The organism is Enterobacter cloacae complex sp. IR5459 (genome assembly GCF_049238005.1).
Lineage (GTDB): Bacteria > Pseudomonadota > Gammaproteobacteria > Enterobacterales > Enterobacteriaceae > Enterobacter > Enterobacter hormaechei_C.
Genome location: NZ_JBMKIG010000003.1, coordinates 447061 through 462395, shown reverse-complemented (window position 1 = coordinate 462395; position 15335 = coordinate 447061). Strand labels below are relative to the sequence as shown.

Genomic DNA, 15335 nt, shown 5'->3' with positions numbered 1-15335 from the left:
CGTTACGCTGCCGCCTCAGAACTCTCTTCTTCAATCTTCAACAGCCAGCCGGTGACCGCTTCCCAGTACTGCTGCTCTTTTTCCAGATCCAGCAGTACCAGCGCGTTCTGGCTGAACCAGTCGTGCGGGAAGCTCAGCGTCCAGTGATAGTCATCCGTTTTTAGCTTCAGCGTCGGCGGCGTGGTGGTCGCCTGTCGCTGATTATTGAGCAATACGCCCAGGCGCAACAGCTGAATGAGCGGCAGGAACTGCTTTTTCTTAAACAACGTAAAGCGCGGCAGATCGTCGAGCTTGATGGCTTTGCGGTGATAGCGGACCAGCGTCGCCATCATGGTTTGCTGCTCCTGGTTGAAGCCAGGCAGATCGCTGTTTTGCAGAATATAGGCTGAATGGCGATGCATTCCGCTGTGGTTAATGTTCAGCCCCACCTCGTGCAGCATGGCGGCCCATTTTAACAGTGCGGCCAGCTGCGGATGCGCCAGCTTAGGATTTTGCTCCTCCCACTGCTCGTACATCTGCACCGTGGTTTCGAGAACACGCTTCGCCTGTTCACGGTCGATGTTGTACTGGTTGGCCAGGCTCTGCGCGGTACGGCTGCGAATATCCTGATGACGGAAACGTCCTTCCATCTCATACAGCACGCCTTCACGCAGGGCGCCGTCAGAGAGGCGCAGCTCTTTGATCGCCAGCGCGTCAAACACGCCGCAGAGGATCGCCAGCCCCGGTACGAACACGGCTTTACGTTCGTCGGACAGACCCGGCAAACTCAGGGCGTCGAAGCTCTTATGCTTAAGCACCTCTTCGGTGAGTTTCACCAGGCGCTCAGGCGTAATAAACCCGTCTTTTTCACCCATCGCCAGCAGCACTTCATGGGCCGCTTTAATCGACCCTGATGCGCCCAGCGCCACGTTCCAGCCCTGAATACGGTATTGCCAGGCCAGATTTTCCAGTTTCTGAACGGCGGCCATGCGCGCGCGCTGGAAGTTTTCGCGGGTGATGACGCCGCGCGGGAAATACATCTGCGCGAAGCTGACGCAGCCCATACGGCGGCTTTCCACCAGACGCGGCTCGAAGTCTTCGCCAATCACCAGTTCCGTGGAGCCACCGCCGATATCAATCACCAGCTTGCGGCCTTTTTCCGGCTGCGTATGCTCCACGCCCATAAAAATCAGGCGCGCTTCTTCGTTACCGGAGATGATCTCAATCGGGTAGGGGATAACCTTTTCCGCGCGCTTAAGAAATTCCGGCGCGTTCAGCGCCTGGCGTAGCGTATGTGTTCCAACGATGCAGACGCTGGACGGTGAAAAGCCTTGCAGACGTTCTGCGAACAGCGACAGGCAGTTCAGCCCGCGCTCCATAGCCTCTTCGCTCAGCATGTTACGCGCGTCGAGACCATCGGCCAGATGCACACGCTGCTTCAGACGACCGATGATCTGCATCGCGCCATCCACCTCGCGGGCGATGACCATATGGAAACTGTTTGAGCCAAGATCGACCGCAGCGAACTCCTGCGGGCGTGGGGTATTATCGTTTATTGGCATAGGTTAATCGGGTTGCTCAAGTGATTTAATGTAATCGTAAATCGCCAGCTGCGAGCGCACTTTACGGCGATTGCCGCGCGGTACATAGCGATTACTGAGTTCTTTGTCGATATAACGTGCTTTCACCGTATCGCTGAACAGGATCTCGATAATGTCCAGGATACGCTGCTTCAGGCGAGGATCCAGCAGCGGTGCCGCCACTTCAATACGGTAATCAATGTTACGCGTCATCCAGTCGGCGGACGAGAGGTATACGCGCTTATCACCGGCGTTATCGAAAATATAGACGCGATCGTGTTCAAGATAGCGATCCACAATGCTGATCACGCGGATGTTATCGCTAATGCCTTCCAGTTCCGGAATGAGCGAGCACATGCCGCGAATGAGCAGATTTACCGGAACGCCAGAACTGGAGGCCGCGTACAGGCGGTCCACCAGGCCTTTGTCCACCAGATTGTTGAGCTTCAGCGTAATGCCGGACGACAAGCCGTTCTGCGCATTGGCAATCTCTTTGTCGATCATATCGTACAGCAGGCGCCGTGAGTTCTGCGGTGACACCAGCAGATAATCGAAGCTCACCGGGCGGTACGGGTTCTCAATGAAGTTGAACACCCGACGCACTTCGTTGGTGATGCGGGCATCGGCAGTCAGCAGCGAATAGTCGGTGTAGATTCTCGCGGTTTTCTCGTTAAAGTTCCCGGTACCGATATGGGCGTAGCGCACCACCTCGTCACCCTCTTTACGGGAGATCAGGAACAGCTTGGCGTGAATTTTCAGCCCCGGCGCGGAGAAGATGACGTGCACGCCCGCTTCCGTCAGTCGGCGCGCCCAGTGGATGTTGGCCTCTTCGTCGAAGCGAGCCTGGAGCTCAACTACCACGGTCACTTTCTTGCCGTTGTGCGCCGCGTGGATCATCGCATCGATGATGCGGGAATCTTTCGCCACGCGATAAATATTGATTTTAATCGCCAGCACGTTCGGATCGAATGAGGCCTGACGCAGCAATTCCAGCACGTGCTCAAAGGTATGATACGGATAGTAGAGCAGTACATCCCGTTCGCGGATGGCGTCGAACCCGTTGCGGAACTTATCGAACCAGATATGGCGCAGGCGCGGCAGCGGTTTGTTCACCAGATTGGCTTTGCCGACGTTCGGGAAGCCAATGAAATCTTTAAAGTTGTGGTAACGCCCGCCGGGAATAATGGAGTCGTAGCGGGAGATGGTCAGCTTATCGCGCAGCATCTCCACCATTGCGTCCGGCATATCACGCTGATAGACAAACCGCACCGGCTCTGCCGTCAGGCGCTGCTTGAGGCTGGAAGACATCAGCTCCATCAGGCTGGCCTCCATCTCATGCACCAGATCGTACTCGGCGTCACGGGTCATCTTCATCGAGTAGGCGTTGAGCGCGTCGTAATCGAAGAAGCCTTTGAAGATATCGTCCAGGCAGTAGCGCAGGATGTTATCCAGCAGGATCATCGGCTTACGTCGGCGCGGGGTTTCCGGCGGCAGGTTTACAAAGCGTGGGACTTTATCAGACGGTATTTCCAGCAGCGCGTAGTTAATGGTCTCACCACGAATGATTTCTACCGCCAGATAGGTGTAGTCATCTTTCAGGAACTGCACCAGATCGGTTTCACGGTTGATCAGAATCGGGGTGATATGCTGGCGCAGATAATGTTTAAAATAGTGGCGCAGCCAGTTTTGCTGATTCGCGGAGAGCTGGCGTTCGTTGATCAGGAAGATTTGGTTGCGTGCCATTTCCAGCAGCAGCTCGTTATAGAGGCCATCAAATTCCTGATCGGCTTTCATGACGCGAGACTGGATTTTTCCAAGCAGATGTCGCGAGTGGGAGTTTAAGCCCTGTTCTTCGCTGATGATGATTCGGCGTTTCAGTTCGGCGAAGCGAACCTTGTAGAACTCATCCAGATTGTTGGAATAGATGCCTAAAAAACGCATACGTTCAATCAGCGGGTTGGTTTTATCGGCCGCTTCCTGAAGTACACGTTCGTTGAATGCTAACCAGCTTAGCTCTTTCTCGATGTATAACTTTTCCTGACCCATTACAGCTCACACTCCAGTTCAATCACAGGACGTGGTAAATCCGTCTCGTCCTTATTATGGCGAGCATTTCCACGATATGTCCAACAGTGCCAGAAAAGTATGACAGTTATTTTTTTATTGGGGAATTTAGAGGGTTGGGGGAGGGAATGTCGGGTGGCGCTGCGCTTACCACGACCTACGGGACCGTAGGCCCGTGCAAGCGAAGCGCCGCCGGGCAATTCAAACAGACTACTCTTCGGCAGCATAACCCTGCGGGGGCAACTTCACTCCGTCCAGCCAGGCTGCGCCGTCGCGCATCTCCAGACGTCCATCGACAAACCAGCTTACCACCAGCGGATAAATGGCGTGTTCCTGCGTCTGCACACGTTCGGTCACGTCGTCTTCGTTGTCGCCGTCAAAGACCGGTACTTTTGCCTGCAAAATGACCGGACCGCCGTCCAGCTCGTCGGTGACGAAATGCACGGAGGTACCATGCTCCTCATCGCCGTTCTCCAGCACCTGACGATGGGTGTGCAGACCGGGGTATTTTGGTAGCAGGGAAGGGTGGATATTGAGCAGTCGTCCGGCGTAGTGTGCAACAAAAGCCGGGCTCAGGATACGCATATAGCCTGCCAGCACCACCACGTCAGGCGCGTAGGCGTCAATCTCCTGCACCAGCTCACGGTCAAAGGCTTCACGCCCGGCGAACTGGCTGGCTTCCAGCGCGTGCGCAGGAATGTTCGCTTCCCGCGCGCGCTCAAGGCCGAATGCATCGGCCTTGTTGCTGAATACTGCCCGAATGGTGCCATTGATTTTCTTCTGTTTGCAGGCGTCTATGATTGCCTGCAAATTGCTTCCGTTGCCGGAAATGAGCACCACGATGTTTTTCATTCAATGACCACACGCTGTTCGGAATCGGAAGCTTTAATCGTACCGATTTTCCACGCGTTTTCACCTTTTTCTGTCAGCAGTTTAACCGCTTTATCCGCTTCGCTGGCGGGCAGGGCGATAACCATGCCCACGCCGCAGTTAAAGGTGCGGTACATTTCATGCTCGCTCACGTTGCCTGCGGTTTGCAGCCAGTTGAAGACGGACGGCCACTGCCATGAGGAGGCGTCGATCACCGCCTGGGTATTATCCGGCAGCACGCGCGGAATGTTTTCCCAGAAGCCGCCGCCGGTAAGGTGAGCGATGGCGTGCACGTCAACGTTCTCAATCAGCTCCAGCACGTTTTTCACGTAGATGCGGGTCGGGGCCAGCAGGTGATCGGCCAGCGGTTTGCCGTCCAGCTCGGTGGTCAGCGGGTCGCAACCGCTCACTTCGAGGATCTTACGCACCAGAGAGTAGCCGTTGGAGTGCGGACCGCTGGAGGCCAGCGCAACCAGCACATCGCCGTCAGCCACTTTGCTGCCGTCGATAATTTCTGATTTTTCTACCACGCCGACGCAGAAGCCTGCGACGTCATAATCTTCACCGTGATACATGCCAGGCATTTCAGCGGTTTCACCGCCGACCAGCGCACAACCGGATTGCAGGCAGCCTTCGGCGATACCGTTAATGACGCTGGCTGCGGTATCCACGTCCAGCTTGCCGGTCGCGTAGTAATCGAGGAAGAACAGCGGCTCAGCGCCCTGTACCACCAGGTCGTTGACGCACATCGCCACCAGATCGATACCAATCGTATCGTGACGCTTAAGATCCATCGCCAGGCGCAGTTTTGTACCGACACCATCCGTACCCGAGACCAGCACAGGTTCACGATATTTTTGCGGCAGCGCGCACAGCGCGCCGAATCCACCCAGGCCACCCATCACTTCCGGGCGGCGGGTTTTTTTCACCACACCTTTGATTCGGTCAACCAGCGCATTACCTGCGTCAATATCAACACCGGCATCTTTGTAGCTGAGAGAAGTTTTGTTGGTCACGGCTTAAATCCCCACGCGATTGCATAGCTAGTAAGAAAAATCGGCGCAATTCTAACAGTCCAGGCAAACGTTTGCGAGCCTATTCTCGGCGTGGGGATCTTTTTTTCTGTGCGGCCTGTCCAGGGCAACAAACTTGACTCTGTTCACAAAAATGAAACCGGTTTCGGCGATCTGCTTGCAACGGCAATCCCCTTTGCACATCATCAAACTGAAACCGGTTTCTGTAACTGTTTTTGCAGAAAATAACGCAGAATGAGGGATAGCGAATGTCAGGATTTAAAGCAGGTTTTCTGTGGGGTGGGGCCGTTGCGGCGCACCAGCTTGAAGGCGGCTGGAAAGAGGGCGGCAAGGGCGTGAGCGTTGCTGATGTCATGACGGCAGGCGCCCATGGGGTACCGCGTGAAATCACCAACGGCGTGATGGAGGGGAAAAATTACCCAAACCACGAAGCCATCGACTTCTATCACCGCTATAAAGAAGACATCAAACTCTTTGCCGAAATGGGGTTCAAATGCTTTCGCACCTCCATCGCCTGGACGCGTATCTTCCCGAAAGGCGACGAGCTGGAGCCGAACGAAGCGGGACTCCAATTCTATGACGATCTGTTCGACGAGTGCCTGAAGCACGGCATCGAGCCGGTGATCACGCTTTCCCACTTCGAGATGCCTTTCCACCTGGTGACGGAATACGGCGGCTGGCGCAACCGTAAGCTGATCGACTTCTTTGTTCGCTTCGCGAAGGTCGTTTTTGAGCGCTACCAGCATAAAGTGAAGTACTGGATGACCTTTAACGAGATCAATAACCAGGCCAACTTCCACGAAGACTTTGCGCCGTTTACCAACTCCGGGCTGAAATATGCGCCGGGAGAAGATCGCGAGCCGGTGATGTTCCAGGCGGCGCACTATGAGCTGGTGGCCAGTGCCCTGGCGGTGAAGGCGGGGCGCGAGATCAACCCGTCGCTGCAAATCGGCTGCATGATTGCCATGTGCCCCATCTATCCGCTGACCTGTGCCCCGGACGACATGATGATGGCGATGAACGCCATGCATCGCCGCTACTGGTTCACCGACGTTCACGTGCGCGGCAAGTATCCGCAGCATCTGCTCAACTACTTTGAACGTCGCGGCTTCGCGCTGGATATTACCGAAGAAGATAAAGTGGCGCTGACGCAGGGCTGCGTGGATTACATCGGGTTCAGCTACTACATGTCTTTCGCTACCAAAGCGACGGCGGATAATCCGACGCTGGATTACGACGAGAGCAAGAGCCTGGTTTCTAACCCGTACGTGCAAAAATCGGACTGGGGCTGGCAGATCGATCCTGTCGGGCTGCGCTACTCCCTGAACTGGTTCTGGGATCACTATCAGCTGCCGCTGTTTATTGTGGAAAACGGCTTTGGCGCGATCGACGTGCAGGAGAGCGACGGCACGGTGAACGACCAGTACCGCATTGACTACCTTTCCGCCCATATCCGCGAGATGAAAAAAGCGGTGGTGGAAGACGGCGTGGATCTGATGGGCTACACGCCGTGGGGCTGTATCGACCTGGTCTCTGCCGGCACAGGCGAGATGAAAAAACGCTACGGCTTTATCTTTGTCGATAAAGATAACGAAGGTCACGGCACGCTGAACCGCAGCAAGAAGAAATCGTTCGACTGGTATAAGCAGGTGATTGCCAGCAACGGAGAGCAGCTATAATTGCCCGGTGGCGCTGCGCTTACCGGGCCTACGGGATGTCCAGGCCGGGTAAGCGTTAGCGCCACCCGGCAGAATCCCGCACCCAAGCCGGAGCCCAGCCTCCGGCTTTTTTGTTTTTGATTGATATACGTCAAGCAAGATGGGTATGGCGCAATCCGAAAAAAGCGGTATAATCCCGCGATTTTTTTGCGGATGCCACCTCAGAGGAGAAAGAGAATGAAGATTGTGGAAGTGAAACACCCACTCGTTAAACACAAGTTGGGCCTGATGCGTGAGCATGACATCAGCACGAAGCGTTTTCGCGAACTGGCTTCTGAAGTGGGTAGCCTGCTGACCTACGAAGCGACCTCTGATCTGGAAACGGAAAAAGTGACCATCGAAGGCTGGAACGGTCCGGTACAGGTTGAGCAGATCAAAGGTAAAAAAATTACCGTGGTGCCAATCCTGCGTGCGGGTCTGGGCATGATGGAAGGCGTGCTGGAGCACGTCCCAAGCGCGCGTATCAGCGTGGTGGGTATCTACCGTAACGAAGAGACGCTTGAGCCGGTCCCGTACTTCCAGAAGCTGGTCTCTAACATCGACGAGCGTATGGCGCTGGTGGTTGACCCGATGCTGGCGACCGGCGGTTCGATGATCGCCACCATCGACCTGCTGAAAAAAGCGGGATGCAGCAGCATCAAAGTGCTGGTGCTGGTTGCGGCGCCGGAAGGTATCGCGGCGCTGGAAAAAGCGCACCCGGACGTTGAACTCTATACCGCGTCTGTCGACCAGGGACTGAACGAGCACGGGTACATCATCCCGGGGCTCGGCGATGCCGGCGATAAGATTTTTGGTACTAAATAATCGAATAACGATAAAGAAGCCGACTTTGATAGTCGGCTTTTTTTTGAATAAAAACCAACAATGACACTCAGAGGAAAACACTATGACGCGCCGTGCTATCGGGGTGAGTGAAAGACCGCCGCTTTTACAGACAATCCCGCTTAGTTTGCAGCACCTGTTCGCCATGTTTGGCGCAACCGTGCTGGTGCCAATCCTGTTTCACATTAACCCGGCTACCGTGCTGCTGTTTAACGGCATCGGTACGCTGCTTTACCTCTTCATCTGTAAAGGCAAAATCCCGGCCTATCTCGGGTCGAGCTTCGCGTTTATCTCCCCGGTACTGCTGTTGCTGCCGCTGGGTTATGAGGTCGCGCTGGGCGGCTTCATCATGTGCGGCGTGCTGTTCTGCCTGGTCTCCTTCATCGTGAAGAAAGCCGGTACCGGCTGGCTGGACGTGATGTTCCCGCCTGCGGCAATGGGGGCCATCGTTGCCGTCATCGGCCTGGAGCTGGCGGGCGTGGCGGCGAACATGGCTGGGCTGCTGCCTGCGGACGGTCAGTCACCGGATTCTAAAACCATTATTATTTCGCTGGTGACGCTGGGCGTGACGGTATTCGGTTCCGTCCTCTTCCGCGGCTTTATGGCGATTATCCCAATCCTGATCGGCGTGCTGGCGGGTTACGCGCTCTCCTTCGTGATGGGCGTTGTGGATACCACCCCGATTGCCGAGGCGCACTGGTTCGCGCTGCCAACCTTCTACACCCCGCGCTTTGAATGGTTCGCCATTTTCACCATTCTGCCTGCCGCGCTGGTGGTGATTGCTGAGCACGTCGGCCACCTGGTGGTGACGGCGAACATCGTGAAGCGCGACCTGATCCGCGACCCGGGCCTGCATCGCTCCATGTTTGCCAACGGTTTCTCCACCATCATCTCTGGTTTCTTCGGCTCCACGCCAAACACGACTTACGGTGAGAATATCGGCGTAATGGCGATCACCCGCGTCTACAGCACCTGGGTTATCGGCGGCGCGGCGATCATCGCCATTCTGCTCTCCTGCGTTGGTAAACTGGCGGCAGCGATCCAGATTATCCCGGTGCCGGTGATGGGCGGCGTTTCTCTGCTGCTGTACGGGGTGATCGGTGCCTCCGGTATTCGCGTGCTGATTGAATCCAAAGTGGATTACAGCAAGGCGCAGAACCTGATCCTGACCTCCGTTATCCTGATTATCGGCGTGAGCGGCGCGAAGGTGCACATCGGCGCGGCAGAGCTGAAGGGTATGGCGCTGGCGACCATCGTCGGCGTCGGCCTGAGCCTGATTTTCAAGCTGATCTCGGTGATCCGCCCGGAAGAGGTGGTGCTGGACGCGGACGACAGCGAAAAAGCGCCACATTGATCGTCATGCCGGGCGAAGGATCGCCCGGTTCTCTCCTTGCAGGTTCCGTGTTAAACTCCATTCCGATTTTATGTAAGATCTCTGGTTGAGGTATTTCTGAACGGACCGGCACAGCTCTCTCTGCCACTTTATCTCCCTGACGATGAAACTTTCGCGAGTTTCTGGCCGGGTGATAACCCCTCTTTACTGGCTGCACTGCAAAACGTGCTGCGCCAGGAACACAGCGGATACATCTATATCTGGTCACGCGAAGGCGCGGGACGCAGCCACCTGCTGCATGCCGCCTGTGCGGAGCTTTCTGCGCGCGGTGACGCGGTAGGCTACGTGCCGCTGGATAAACGCACCTGGTTTGTGCCTGAGGTGCTGGAGGGCATGGAACATCTCTCCCTGGTCTGCATCGATAATATCGAATGCGTGGCGGGGGACGAACCGTGGGAAATGGCGATCTTTAACCTCTACAACCGCATTCTGGAGTCGGGCAAAACCCGGCTGCTGATCACCGGCGATCGTCCGCCGCGCCAGCTCAATCTGGGGCTGCCGGATCTGGCGTCTCGTCTGGACTGGGGGCAAATCTACAAGCTGCAACCGCTGTCGGATGAAGACAAACTCCAGGCACTTCAGTTGCGCGCCAGACTGCGCGGATTTGAACTGCCGGAAGACGTAGGGCGCTTCCTGCTCAAGCGTCTGGATCGGGAGATGCGCACGCTCTTTGATACGCTCGATCAGCTCGATCGCGCCTCCATCACCGCCCAGCGCAAGCTGACCATTCCGTTTGTGAAAGATATTCTTAAGCTTTGAGTTTTTTGCCCGGTGGCGCTGCGCTTACCGGGCCTACGAAAACCCGTCATACCTTGCAGGCCGGGTAAGGCGCAGCCGCCACCCGGCTAAAGATCCCCCAACAAGTGCTCCACCAGCAGCGGAATCGGTCTTCCCGACGCCACGCTCCGTCCGTTTTCTCGCCACAGCGCCGTCCCGCTGATATCCAGATGCGCCCACGGAATAGTCGGCGGGCAGAAATGGTGTAGCAGCCACGCCGCCGAGGCGCTGATCGCCGCATTGTTGGTCGGCGTGTTGCACAGATCGGCAATCGCGCTGTCGGTTTGCTTTCTCAGCCTCGCATCCAGCGGCAGGGACCACACCTCGTCGCCGCTCCGTTTGCCCGCGAGCGTCAGTGCCTGACGCAACGGCTCATCCTGGGTCATCAGCCCGCTCAGCTCATACCCCAGCGCTTTCACCACCGCTCCGGTTAAGGTCGCCATATCAATGATATAGTGCGCCTGCGGATGGCGCTGACTCGCCCAGGCGAAAGCGTCTGCCAGCACCAGCCGGCCCTCGGCATCAGTATTGTTGATTTCCACCGTAATGCCGTTGCAGGCCATCGCCACCGTGCCGGGCTGCATGGCGTCGGGGCCGATGGCGTTTTCCGCCAGCGCCAGCACGCCCATGATGCGCACGGGTAATTTCAGCTCCGCAACGGTCAGCATCAGCCCGAGCACGTTAGCCGCGCCGCACATGTCATATTTCATGGTGTACATGCCCGCGCCTTCCTTCAGCCACAGGCCGCCGGTGTCAAAGGTAATGCCTTTTCCCACGTAGCAGCGCACCGGGCCATCAGACACGCCGTTATAGTGAATAGCCAGCAGGCGCGGCGGGCAGGTCGCCCCTTTGCCAACGGCGTGCAGTAGCCCCAGCCCCTGCTCAACAATTTGCTTTTCATCCAACACCTCGCAGCGCAGGGCAGGGCTGGCGGCACACAGTTTTTGCGCCTCTTCCACCACAAACTGCGGCGTACAGCGGTCGGATGGCATATCCGCCAGACGTCGTGCCGCAACCATGCCGAGCGCAATGGCCTGCTGCTGGCGGAAGGTCGTCTCCAGCTTCGCCTGCTGTTCCGGCAGGCAGAGGGCAGTGATGCAGGTAAGGCGCAGCGCTTCGTCCGTCTTCTTCAGCTTCAGGTCACTGAGCATGTGCGCCTGATTAAAGAGAAAACGCAGTACCTGCGCCAGCACCACATCGTCGATATCCGTCACGTCCAGCACGAGTTCGGCGCTGGCGGGGGCGGTAAGCAGCGGTCGCAGGGCCGTGATCAACCCTTCGGTCAGGGCGTCATGCCAGAGCGCATCCGGCAACAGAGTGATGCGGGCAAACGGCGCGCAGCCAAAGCGCGCGTCCGCGACGGTGCTCTGCTGGCGCATTTCAGCGATAAGAGCGCTATCCGGTAACAGGGAACTGTCAGCGCGCGCAATCAAATGGCTCTGCGGCTTCGCGTCTGAAAGCGCGTTGATAAACTGGTACGTGATCATCATAACTCCTCAATCGGTGCGCGGATCCGCGCGGCATAGGCCTGCATCCACTCCTCATCTACCGCGTGATAGTGCGTTTTCTCCCGCAGGCGTTCAGTACGGAAAACGGTGAGGGGCTGGCGAGCCGTCGCCACCACGAACGAGAAGGTTTTGATGTTGGTCGCGGCGCCAAATTCTCCTTTGCTGTTCATGCACACCACGGAGAGATCGCCCGCGCGACCGAAGCGCGACATCAGTTTGTCTTCCAGTTCGAACACGACCGAATCCGCTGCCTGCTGCGGCGTCATGCCTTGCGCCATCCGGCGAACGATTTCGTAGCTGGTACAGCCCTTCATCAGATCTTCACCGACGCCCGTGGCGGTGGCCGCGCCGGTTTCGCTGTCGCAGTAAAAGCCGGAGCCGATGATGGGTGAGTCACCGAGGCGACCGCGTTTTTTCATAAACAGGCCGCTGGTGGAAGTGGCGACGCTCATCGAGCCCTGTTTATCGAGGCCGATGATGCCGACGGTGTCATGTCCGTCGTAGGGGCTTAACCCCTTATCCAGCGTTTCGCGGCAGCGCTTACGGTAGTGTTGCATGGCGCGATCCGTGAGCATGGTTTTATCGGCAAAGCCCTGACTCAGCGCCCATTCGCGCGCGCCCTGGCCGACCAGCAGGCTGTTATAGCGCTGGCGGCTGAGCGCGTGCGCCACGCGCACTGGGTTGGCGATATCCACCAGATTCCCCACGGCGCCGAACGCCAGCGTGTCGCCGTCCATATAGGCCGCGTCCAGCTCTACCTCGCCGTTTTCGGTGGGCAGCCCGCCGTAGCCGACGGATTTATAAAACGGAAAGTCCTCGACGGCGGCGACGGCATCCACTACCGCCGGAGCGACCGGTTTGCCCGCAGCCAGGGCAGACGCGGATTCCGTTACCCCTTCAAGCGCCATTCGCCAGGTTGCGATAATTCCCCACATGCTTTACTCCTGTTTTGCAAGGGTGGTGTCGGTTTGCGTAACGCTGGCTATTTCCGCCGCGCGGTACTGTTTATCCAGGATACGCATGAAAGGCAGGTACAGCATGGCGCCAATCAGCAGGTTGATCAGCTGCATCACGCTGCCGCTCAGGTGCCCGGTGACGATAAAGCCGCTAATAACCGGCGGCAGCGTCCAGGGGATAAACACCCCGGTGGTGACGGCGACCGCACCAATTTTCATCGCCGCATACTGCACGGTGACCAGCACCAGCGGCACCAGATTGAACGGGATGAGCATGATTGGGTTCATGATCACCGGCAGGCCAAAGAGAATCGGTTCGTTGATGTTAAACACCGAGGCACCCGCACCGAGGCGCGCCACTTCGCGCATGTTTTTGCTGCGGGCGAAAATCAGCATCGCAATCACCAGCGACAGCGTGGCGCCCGCGCCGCCCATCCAGATCATGTCAAAAAACTGTTCGGTGATGATGTGCGGCGGCGTCGTTCCCGCCTGAATCGCGGCGATGTTGTCGGTCTGGTTCTCCATCCACAGCGGACGAATAATCCCGTTGATCATCGAACCTGAGTTAATGCCCACTGACCACAGAATGGTGATGCTGAATACGGTCATCAGCGCCCCGAAATAAGAGGTGCCGTAGTGGCGCACCGGGGTGGCAACCACTTCATAAATAAACTGGTGGATGGTGTGGTAGTGGGTGTTTTCAAAGATGATGCGGATAAGCAGCACCAGAATCATCACCAGCAGGGCCGGGATCAGGGCCGCGAACGACTCCTGCACCGCAGGAGGCACGCCGTCCGGCATTTTGATGACCAGCTTTTTGCGCTTCAGCCAGCAGAACAGTTCCGTCCACAGCAGGGAACCGATCATCGCCACGAACAGCCCTTTGCTGCCAATCCACTCCACCGGCATCACGGTAATGCCGCCGTTTTCCGCCACTTTGATAAAGGGCGTCAGGATCAGAAACGCGACCAGCGCCAGGATGCCGCAGGAGATGCGGTCCTCGCCATAATGCTCAGCCAGGCGGTAGGCCACCAGGAAGCTGATAAACAGCGACATGGTTGAGAACACCGCGTTAAACGGGATCTCTATAATCGCACTCCAGCTCTCACCAAAGGCCTGAGACATAAACTGCTGATAGGCCTGATTCGGGAAGGAGGAGATCACCAGCAGGATGGAGCCGACGATGATAAACGGCATGAATGAAACGTAGGCCCCACGAATGGCCCCAAGATGACGCTGCTGGGCCGTTTTCGCCGCCAGCGGCATCAGTTTTGCTTCAAGAAATCCCAGAACATTGTTCATTGTGAACTCCGTACAAGATTGAGAGGTGTTGTTTATGTTATGTCTGTGGATTATCAGTGAAGCGCGGCGAGCGAAAGGTGAAATCGGTCACAAAGCATTCGCTGCTCTGATATAAATCTCATAAGATTAGTTGCGGAGAGAGACGCGATGGAAATCAAACTGCATGCCAACGCCACCACCACACCGCGTATCCGTCGTTATCTTCAGCAGTCAGATAAAAGCGACAGAGAGCTTGCCGTTGAGTTGGGTATCTCGGTCACCACCGTCAGGCGCTGGCGCAACCGCGACCAGGTTTCGGATAACCACACCACGCCAAAAGTGATACATAAAGCGTTGAGACAAGAGCAGGCAGCACTGATAAATGCTCTGCGTGATATCACCGGTGCACCGCTGGATGAACTGCTGCTGCTGGTGAATGACGGACTCGGGATCGCCGTTTCCCGCGCGACCCTGAACCGCTACCTCAAACCGGCTTCGGTAAGACAAAAGGGGGCGTCGTTGCAGGGCAAAAAGGCGCTGAAGGCCGGTATCATGCCGCAGAAGCTACTTCTGCATCATCAGCCGCTATCGCTGCATATGGACGACGGTGGGGAGCAACACCTGCTCTGGGCGCGTGAACCCGTTAGCGGCTGGTGCTACGCCCGGCTTTATGCCGGTGTCTCGCCGCAGTTGCTGACCCGCTGGACGAACGAGGTGCTGGCTGCCTGTCCGGCTGATATTCAATCTGTTGAGACTTTTGGGCTGGCAGTGAACTTGCCGGAGCATAACGTCACCGTAAAAGTGCATTCACAGTATTATCTCGCCCTTCAGGTCACCGTGCCGTTACGTGAGATCATTCCGCGGGTGAACAGTGAACCGGCGGGAGCGCTGTTGATCCAACTGTGTGAGTTTTACAACCGGGGAAAAGCGCAGAAAAAGCTGGGAGAGCGTACGCCGCAGGCGTTTCTGGAAGCGCTGCGGCATAACGATTAGACGATCCCGAGTACGTCTTCCGGCGGACGGCCGATACGCGCCTTGCCGTTCGCCACCACAATCGGGCGCTCAATCAGCTTAGGATTGTCGACCATCGCCTGAATCAGCCGATCTTCAGTGAGACTGGTATCGTTCAGATTGAGCGACTTATACAGATCTTCTTTCTGACGCATCAGGTCGCGTGCGCTGCCCATGTTAAGCATCTTCAGCAGCTGGCGGATCGTCTGCGCATCCGGCGGCGTCTCCAGATACAACACCACTTCCGGATCGATGCCGTTAGACTTCAGCAGATTCAGCGTCTCGCGGCTCTTGGAGCAGCGAGGGTTATGGTAAATTTTTACCGCGTCTGTCATGACTTCT

General features: G+C 56.9%; 13 protein-coding genes. 5 read left to right on the top strand and 8 right to left on the bottom strand.

All coding sequences use genetic code 11. The features are described 5' to 3' along the window. Positions 1-2: 2 nt before the first annotated feature. The 4 genes from ppx to purM all read right to left on the bottom strand — a co-directional run bounded on the left by ppx (position 3) and on the right by purM (position 5509). The gene (ppx, locus tag ACOTX4_RS08620) at positions 3-1541 is read right to left on the bottom strand and encodes an exopolyphosphatase (protein WP_045330466.1); all 1539 of its coding nucleotides are present in this window, start codon (positions 1539-1541) and stop codon (positions 3-5) included. A gap of 3 nt (positions 1542-1544) precedes the next feature. Then, positions 1545-3605, bottom strand: a complete 2061-nt coding sequence (gene ppk1 / locus ACOTX4_RS08615; protein WP_003860568.1) for a polyphosphate kinase 1 — start codon at positions 3603-3605, stop codon at positions 1545-1547. 228 nt (positions 3606-3833) lie between these two features. Then, positions 3834-4475 carry a phosphoribosylglycinamide formyltransferase gene (gene purN, locus ACOTX4_RS08610; protein ID WP_025758935.1) on the bottom strand — a complete coding sequence of 214 codons (642 nt, stop codon included), beginning with the start codon at positions 4473-4475 and terminating at the stop codon, positions 3834-3836. Next, entirely contained in the window at positions 4472-5509 is a 1038-nt protein-coding gene (gene purM, locus ACOTX4_RS08605) for a phosphoribosylformylglycinamidine cyclo-ligase (protein WP_023300680.1), read from the bottom strand. Before purM ends, purN begins: the two co-directional genes overlap by 4 nt. 266 nt (positions 5510-5775) lie before the next feature. Between purM and ACOTX4_RS08600 the strand changes: the two genes are divergently transcribed. From ACOTX4_RS08600 to ACOTX4_RS08585, 4 genes are all read left to right on the top strand, one after another. Beyond that, a complete protein-coding gene (locus tag ACOTX4_RS08600; protein WP_045330463.1) occupies positions 5776-7206 on the top strand; it encodes a 6-phospho-beta-glucosidase in 1431 nt (476 codons plus the stop codon). 216 nt (positions 7207-7422) lie between these two features. Next, on the top strand, positions 7423-8049 hold the full coding sequence (gene upp, locus ACOTX4_RS08595) for a uracil phosphoribosyltransferase (RefSeq protein ID WP_003860560.1): 627 nt from the start codon (positions 7423-7425) through the stop codon (positions 8047-8049). An 82-nt stretch (positions 8050-8131) separates the two neighbouring features. Next, entirely contained in the window at positions 8132-9421 is a 1290-nt protein-coding gene (uraA, locus tag ACOTX4_RS08590; RefSeq protein ID WP_003860558.1) for a uracil permease, read from the top strand. 96 nt (positions 9422-9517) lie between these two features. Then, a complete protein-coding gene (locus ACOTX4_RS08585; RefSeq protein ID WP_211482948.1) occupies positions 9518-10219 on the top strand; it encodes a DnaA inactivator Hda in 702 nt (233 codons plus the stop codon). A gap of 86 nt (positions 10220-10305) precedes the next feature. Here the strand turns inward: ACOTX4_RS08585 and ACOTX4_RS08580 are convergent, their stop codons facing one another. From ACOTX4_RS08580 to celB, 3 genes are read right to left on the bottom strand one after another with little or no spacing between them, the layout of a single operon-like run. Beyond that, positions 10306-11724 carry a leucyl aminopeptidase family protein gene (locus tag ACOTX4_RS08580; protein WP_421635370.1) on the bottom strand — a complete coding sequence of 473 codons (1419 nt, stop codon included), beginning with the start codon at positions 11722-11724 and terminating at the stop codon, positions 10306-10308. After that, on the bottom strand, positions 11724-12680 hold the full coding sequence (locus ACOTX4_RS08575; RefSeq protein ID WP_040117931.1) for a N(4)-(beta-N-acetylglucosaminyl)-L-asparaginase: 957 nt from the start codon (positions 12678-12680) through the stop codon (positions 11724-11726). Before ACOTX4_RS08575 ends, ACOTX4_RS08580 begins: the two co-directional genes overlap by 1 nt. A 3-nt stretch (positions 12681-12683) precedes the next feature. Beyond that, positions 12684-14003: a PTS cellobiose transporter subunit IIC gene (celB, locus tag ACOTX4_RS08570; protein WP_023325032.1), complete on the bottom strand. Its 1320-nt coding sequence runs from the start codon at positions 14001-14003 to the stop codon at positions 12684-12686. A gap of 147 nt (positions 14004-14150) precedes the next feature. Here celB and ACOTX4_RS08565 point away from each other — a divergent pair, with 147 nt between their 5' ends. Then, positions 14151-14975: a helix-turn-helix transcriptional regulator gene (locus tag ACOTX4_RS08565; RefSeq protein ID WP_045330455.1), complete on the top strand. Its 825-nt coding sequence runs from the start codon at positions 14151-14153 to the stop codon at positions 14973-14975. Here the strand turns inward: ACOTX4_RS08565 and arsC are convergent. After that, a complete protein-coding gene (arsC, locus tag ACOTX4_RS08560; protein ID WP_003860549.1) occupies positions 14972-15328 on the bottom strand; it encodes an arsenate reductase (glutaredoxin) in 357 nt (118 codons plus the stop codon). The two genes, ACOTX4_RS08565 and arsC, sit on opposite strands and share 4 nt — an antisense overlap. Positions 15329-15335 lie beyond the last annotated feature (7 nt).

Bases quoted from the DNA above. Each gene is read 5' to 3' on its own strand.
- ppx (WP_045330466.1), bottom strand. From the start codon at position 1,541: ATGCCAATAAACGATAATACCCCACGCCCGCAGGAGTTCGCTGCGGTC.
- ppk1 (WP_003860568.1), bottom strand. From the start codon at position 3,605: ATGGGTCAGGAAAAGTTATACATCGAGAAAGAGCTAAGCTGGTTAGCA.
- purN (WP_025758935.1), bottom strand. From the start codon at position 4,475: ATGAAAAACATCGTGGTGCTCATTTCCGGCAACGGAAGCAATTTGCAG.
- ACOTX4_RS08600 (WP_045330463.1), top strand. From the start codon at position 5,776: ATGTCAGGATTTAAAGCAGGTTTTCTGTGGGGTGGGGCCGTTGCGGCG.
- upp (WP_003860560.1), top strand. From the start codon at position 7,423: ATGAAGATTGTGGAAGTGAAACACCCACTCGTTAAACACAAGTTGGGC.
- uraA (WP_003860558.1), top strand. From the start codon at position 8,132: ATGACGCGCCGTGCTATCGGGGTGAGTGAAAGACCGCCGCTTTTACAG.
- ACOTX4_RS08580 (WP_421635370.1), bottom strand. From the start codon at position 11,724: ATGATCACGTACCAGTTTATCAACGCGCTTTCAGACGCGAAGCCGCAG.
- ACOTX4_RS08575 (WP_040117931.1), bottom strand. From the start codon at position 12,680: ATGTGGGGAATTATCGCAACCTGGCGAATGGCGCTTGAAGGGGTAACG.
- celB (WP_023325032.1), bottom strand. From the start codon at position 14,003: ATGAACAATGTTCTGGGATTTCTTGAAGCAAAACTGATGCCGCTGGCG.
- ACOTX4_RS08565 (WP_045330455.1), top strand. From the start codon at position 14,151: ATGGAAATCAAACTGCATGCCAACGCCACCACCACACCGCGTATCCGT.
- arsC (WP_003860549.1), bottom strand. From the start codon at position 15,328: ATGACAGACGCGGTAAAAATTTACCATAACCCTCGCTGCTCCAAGAGC.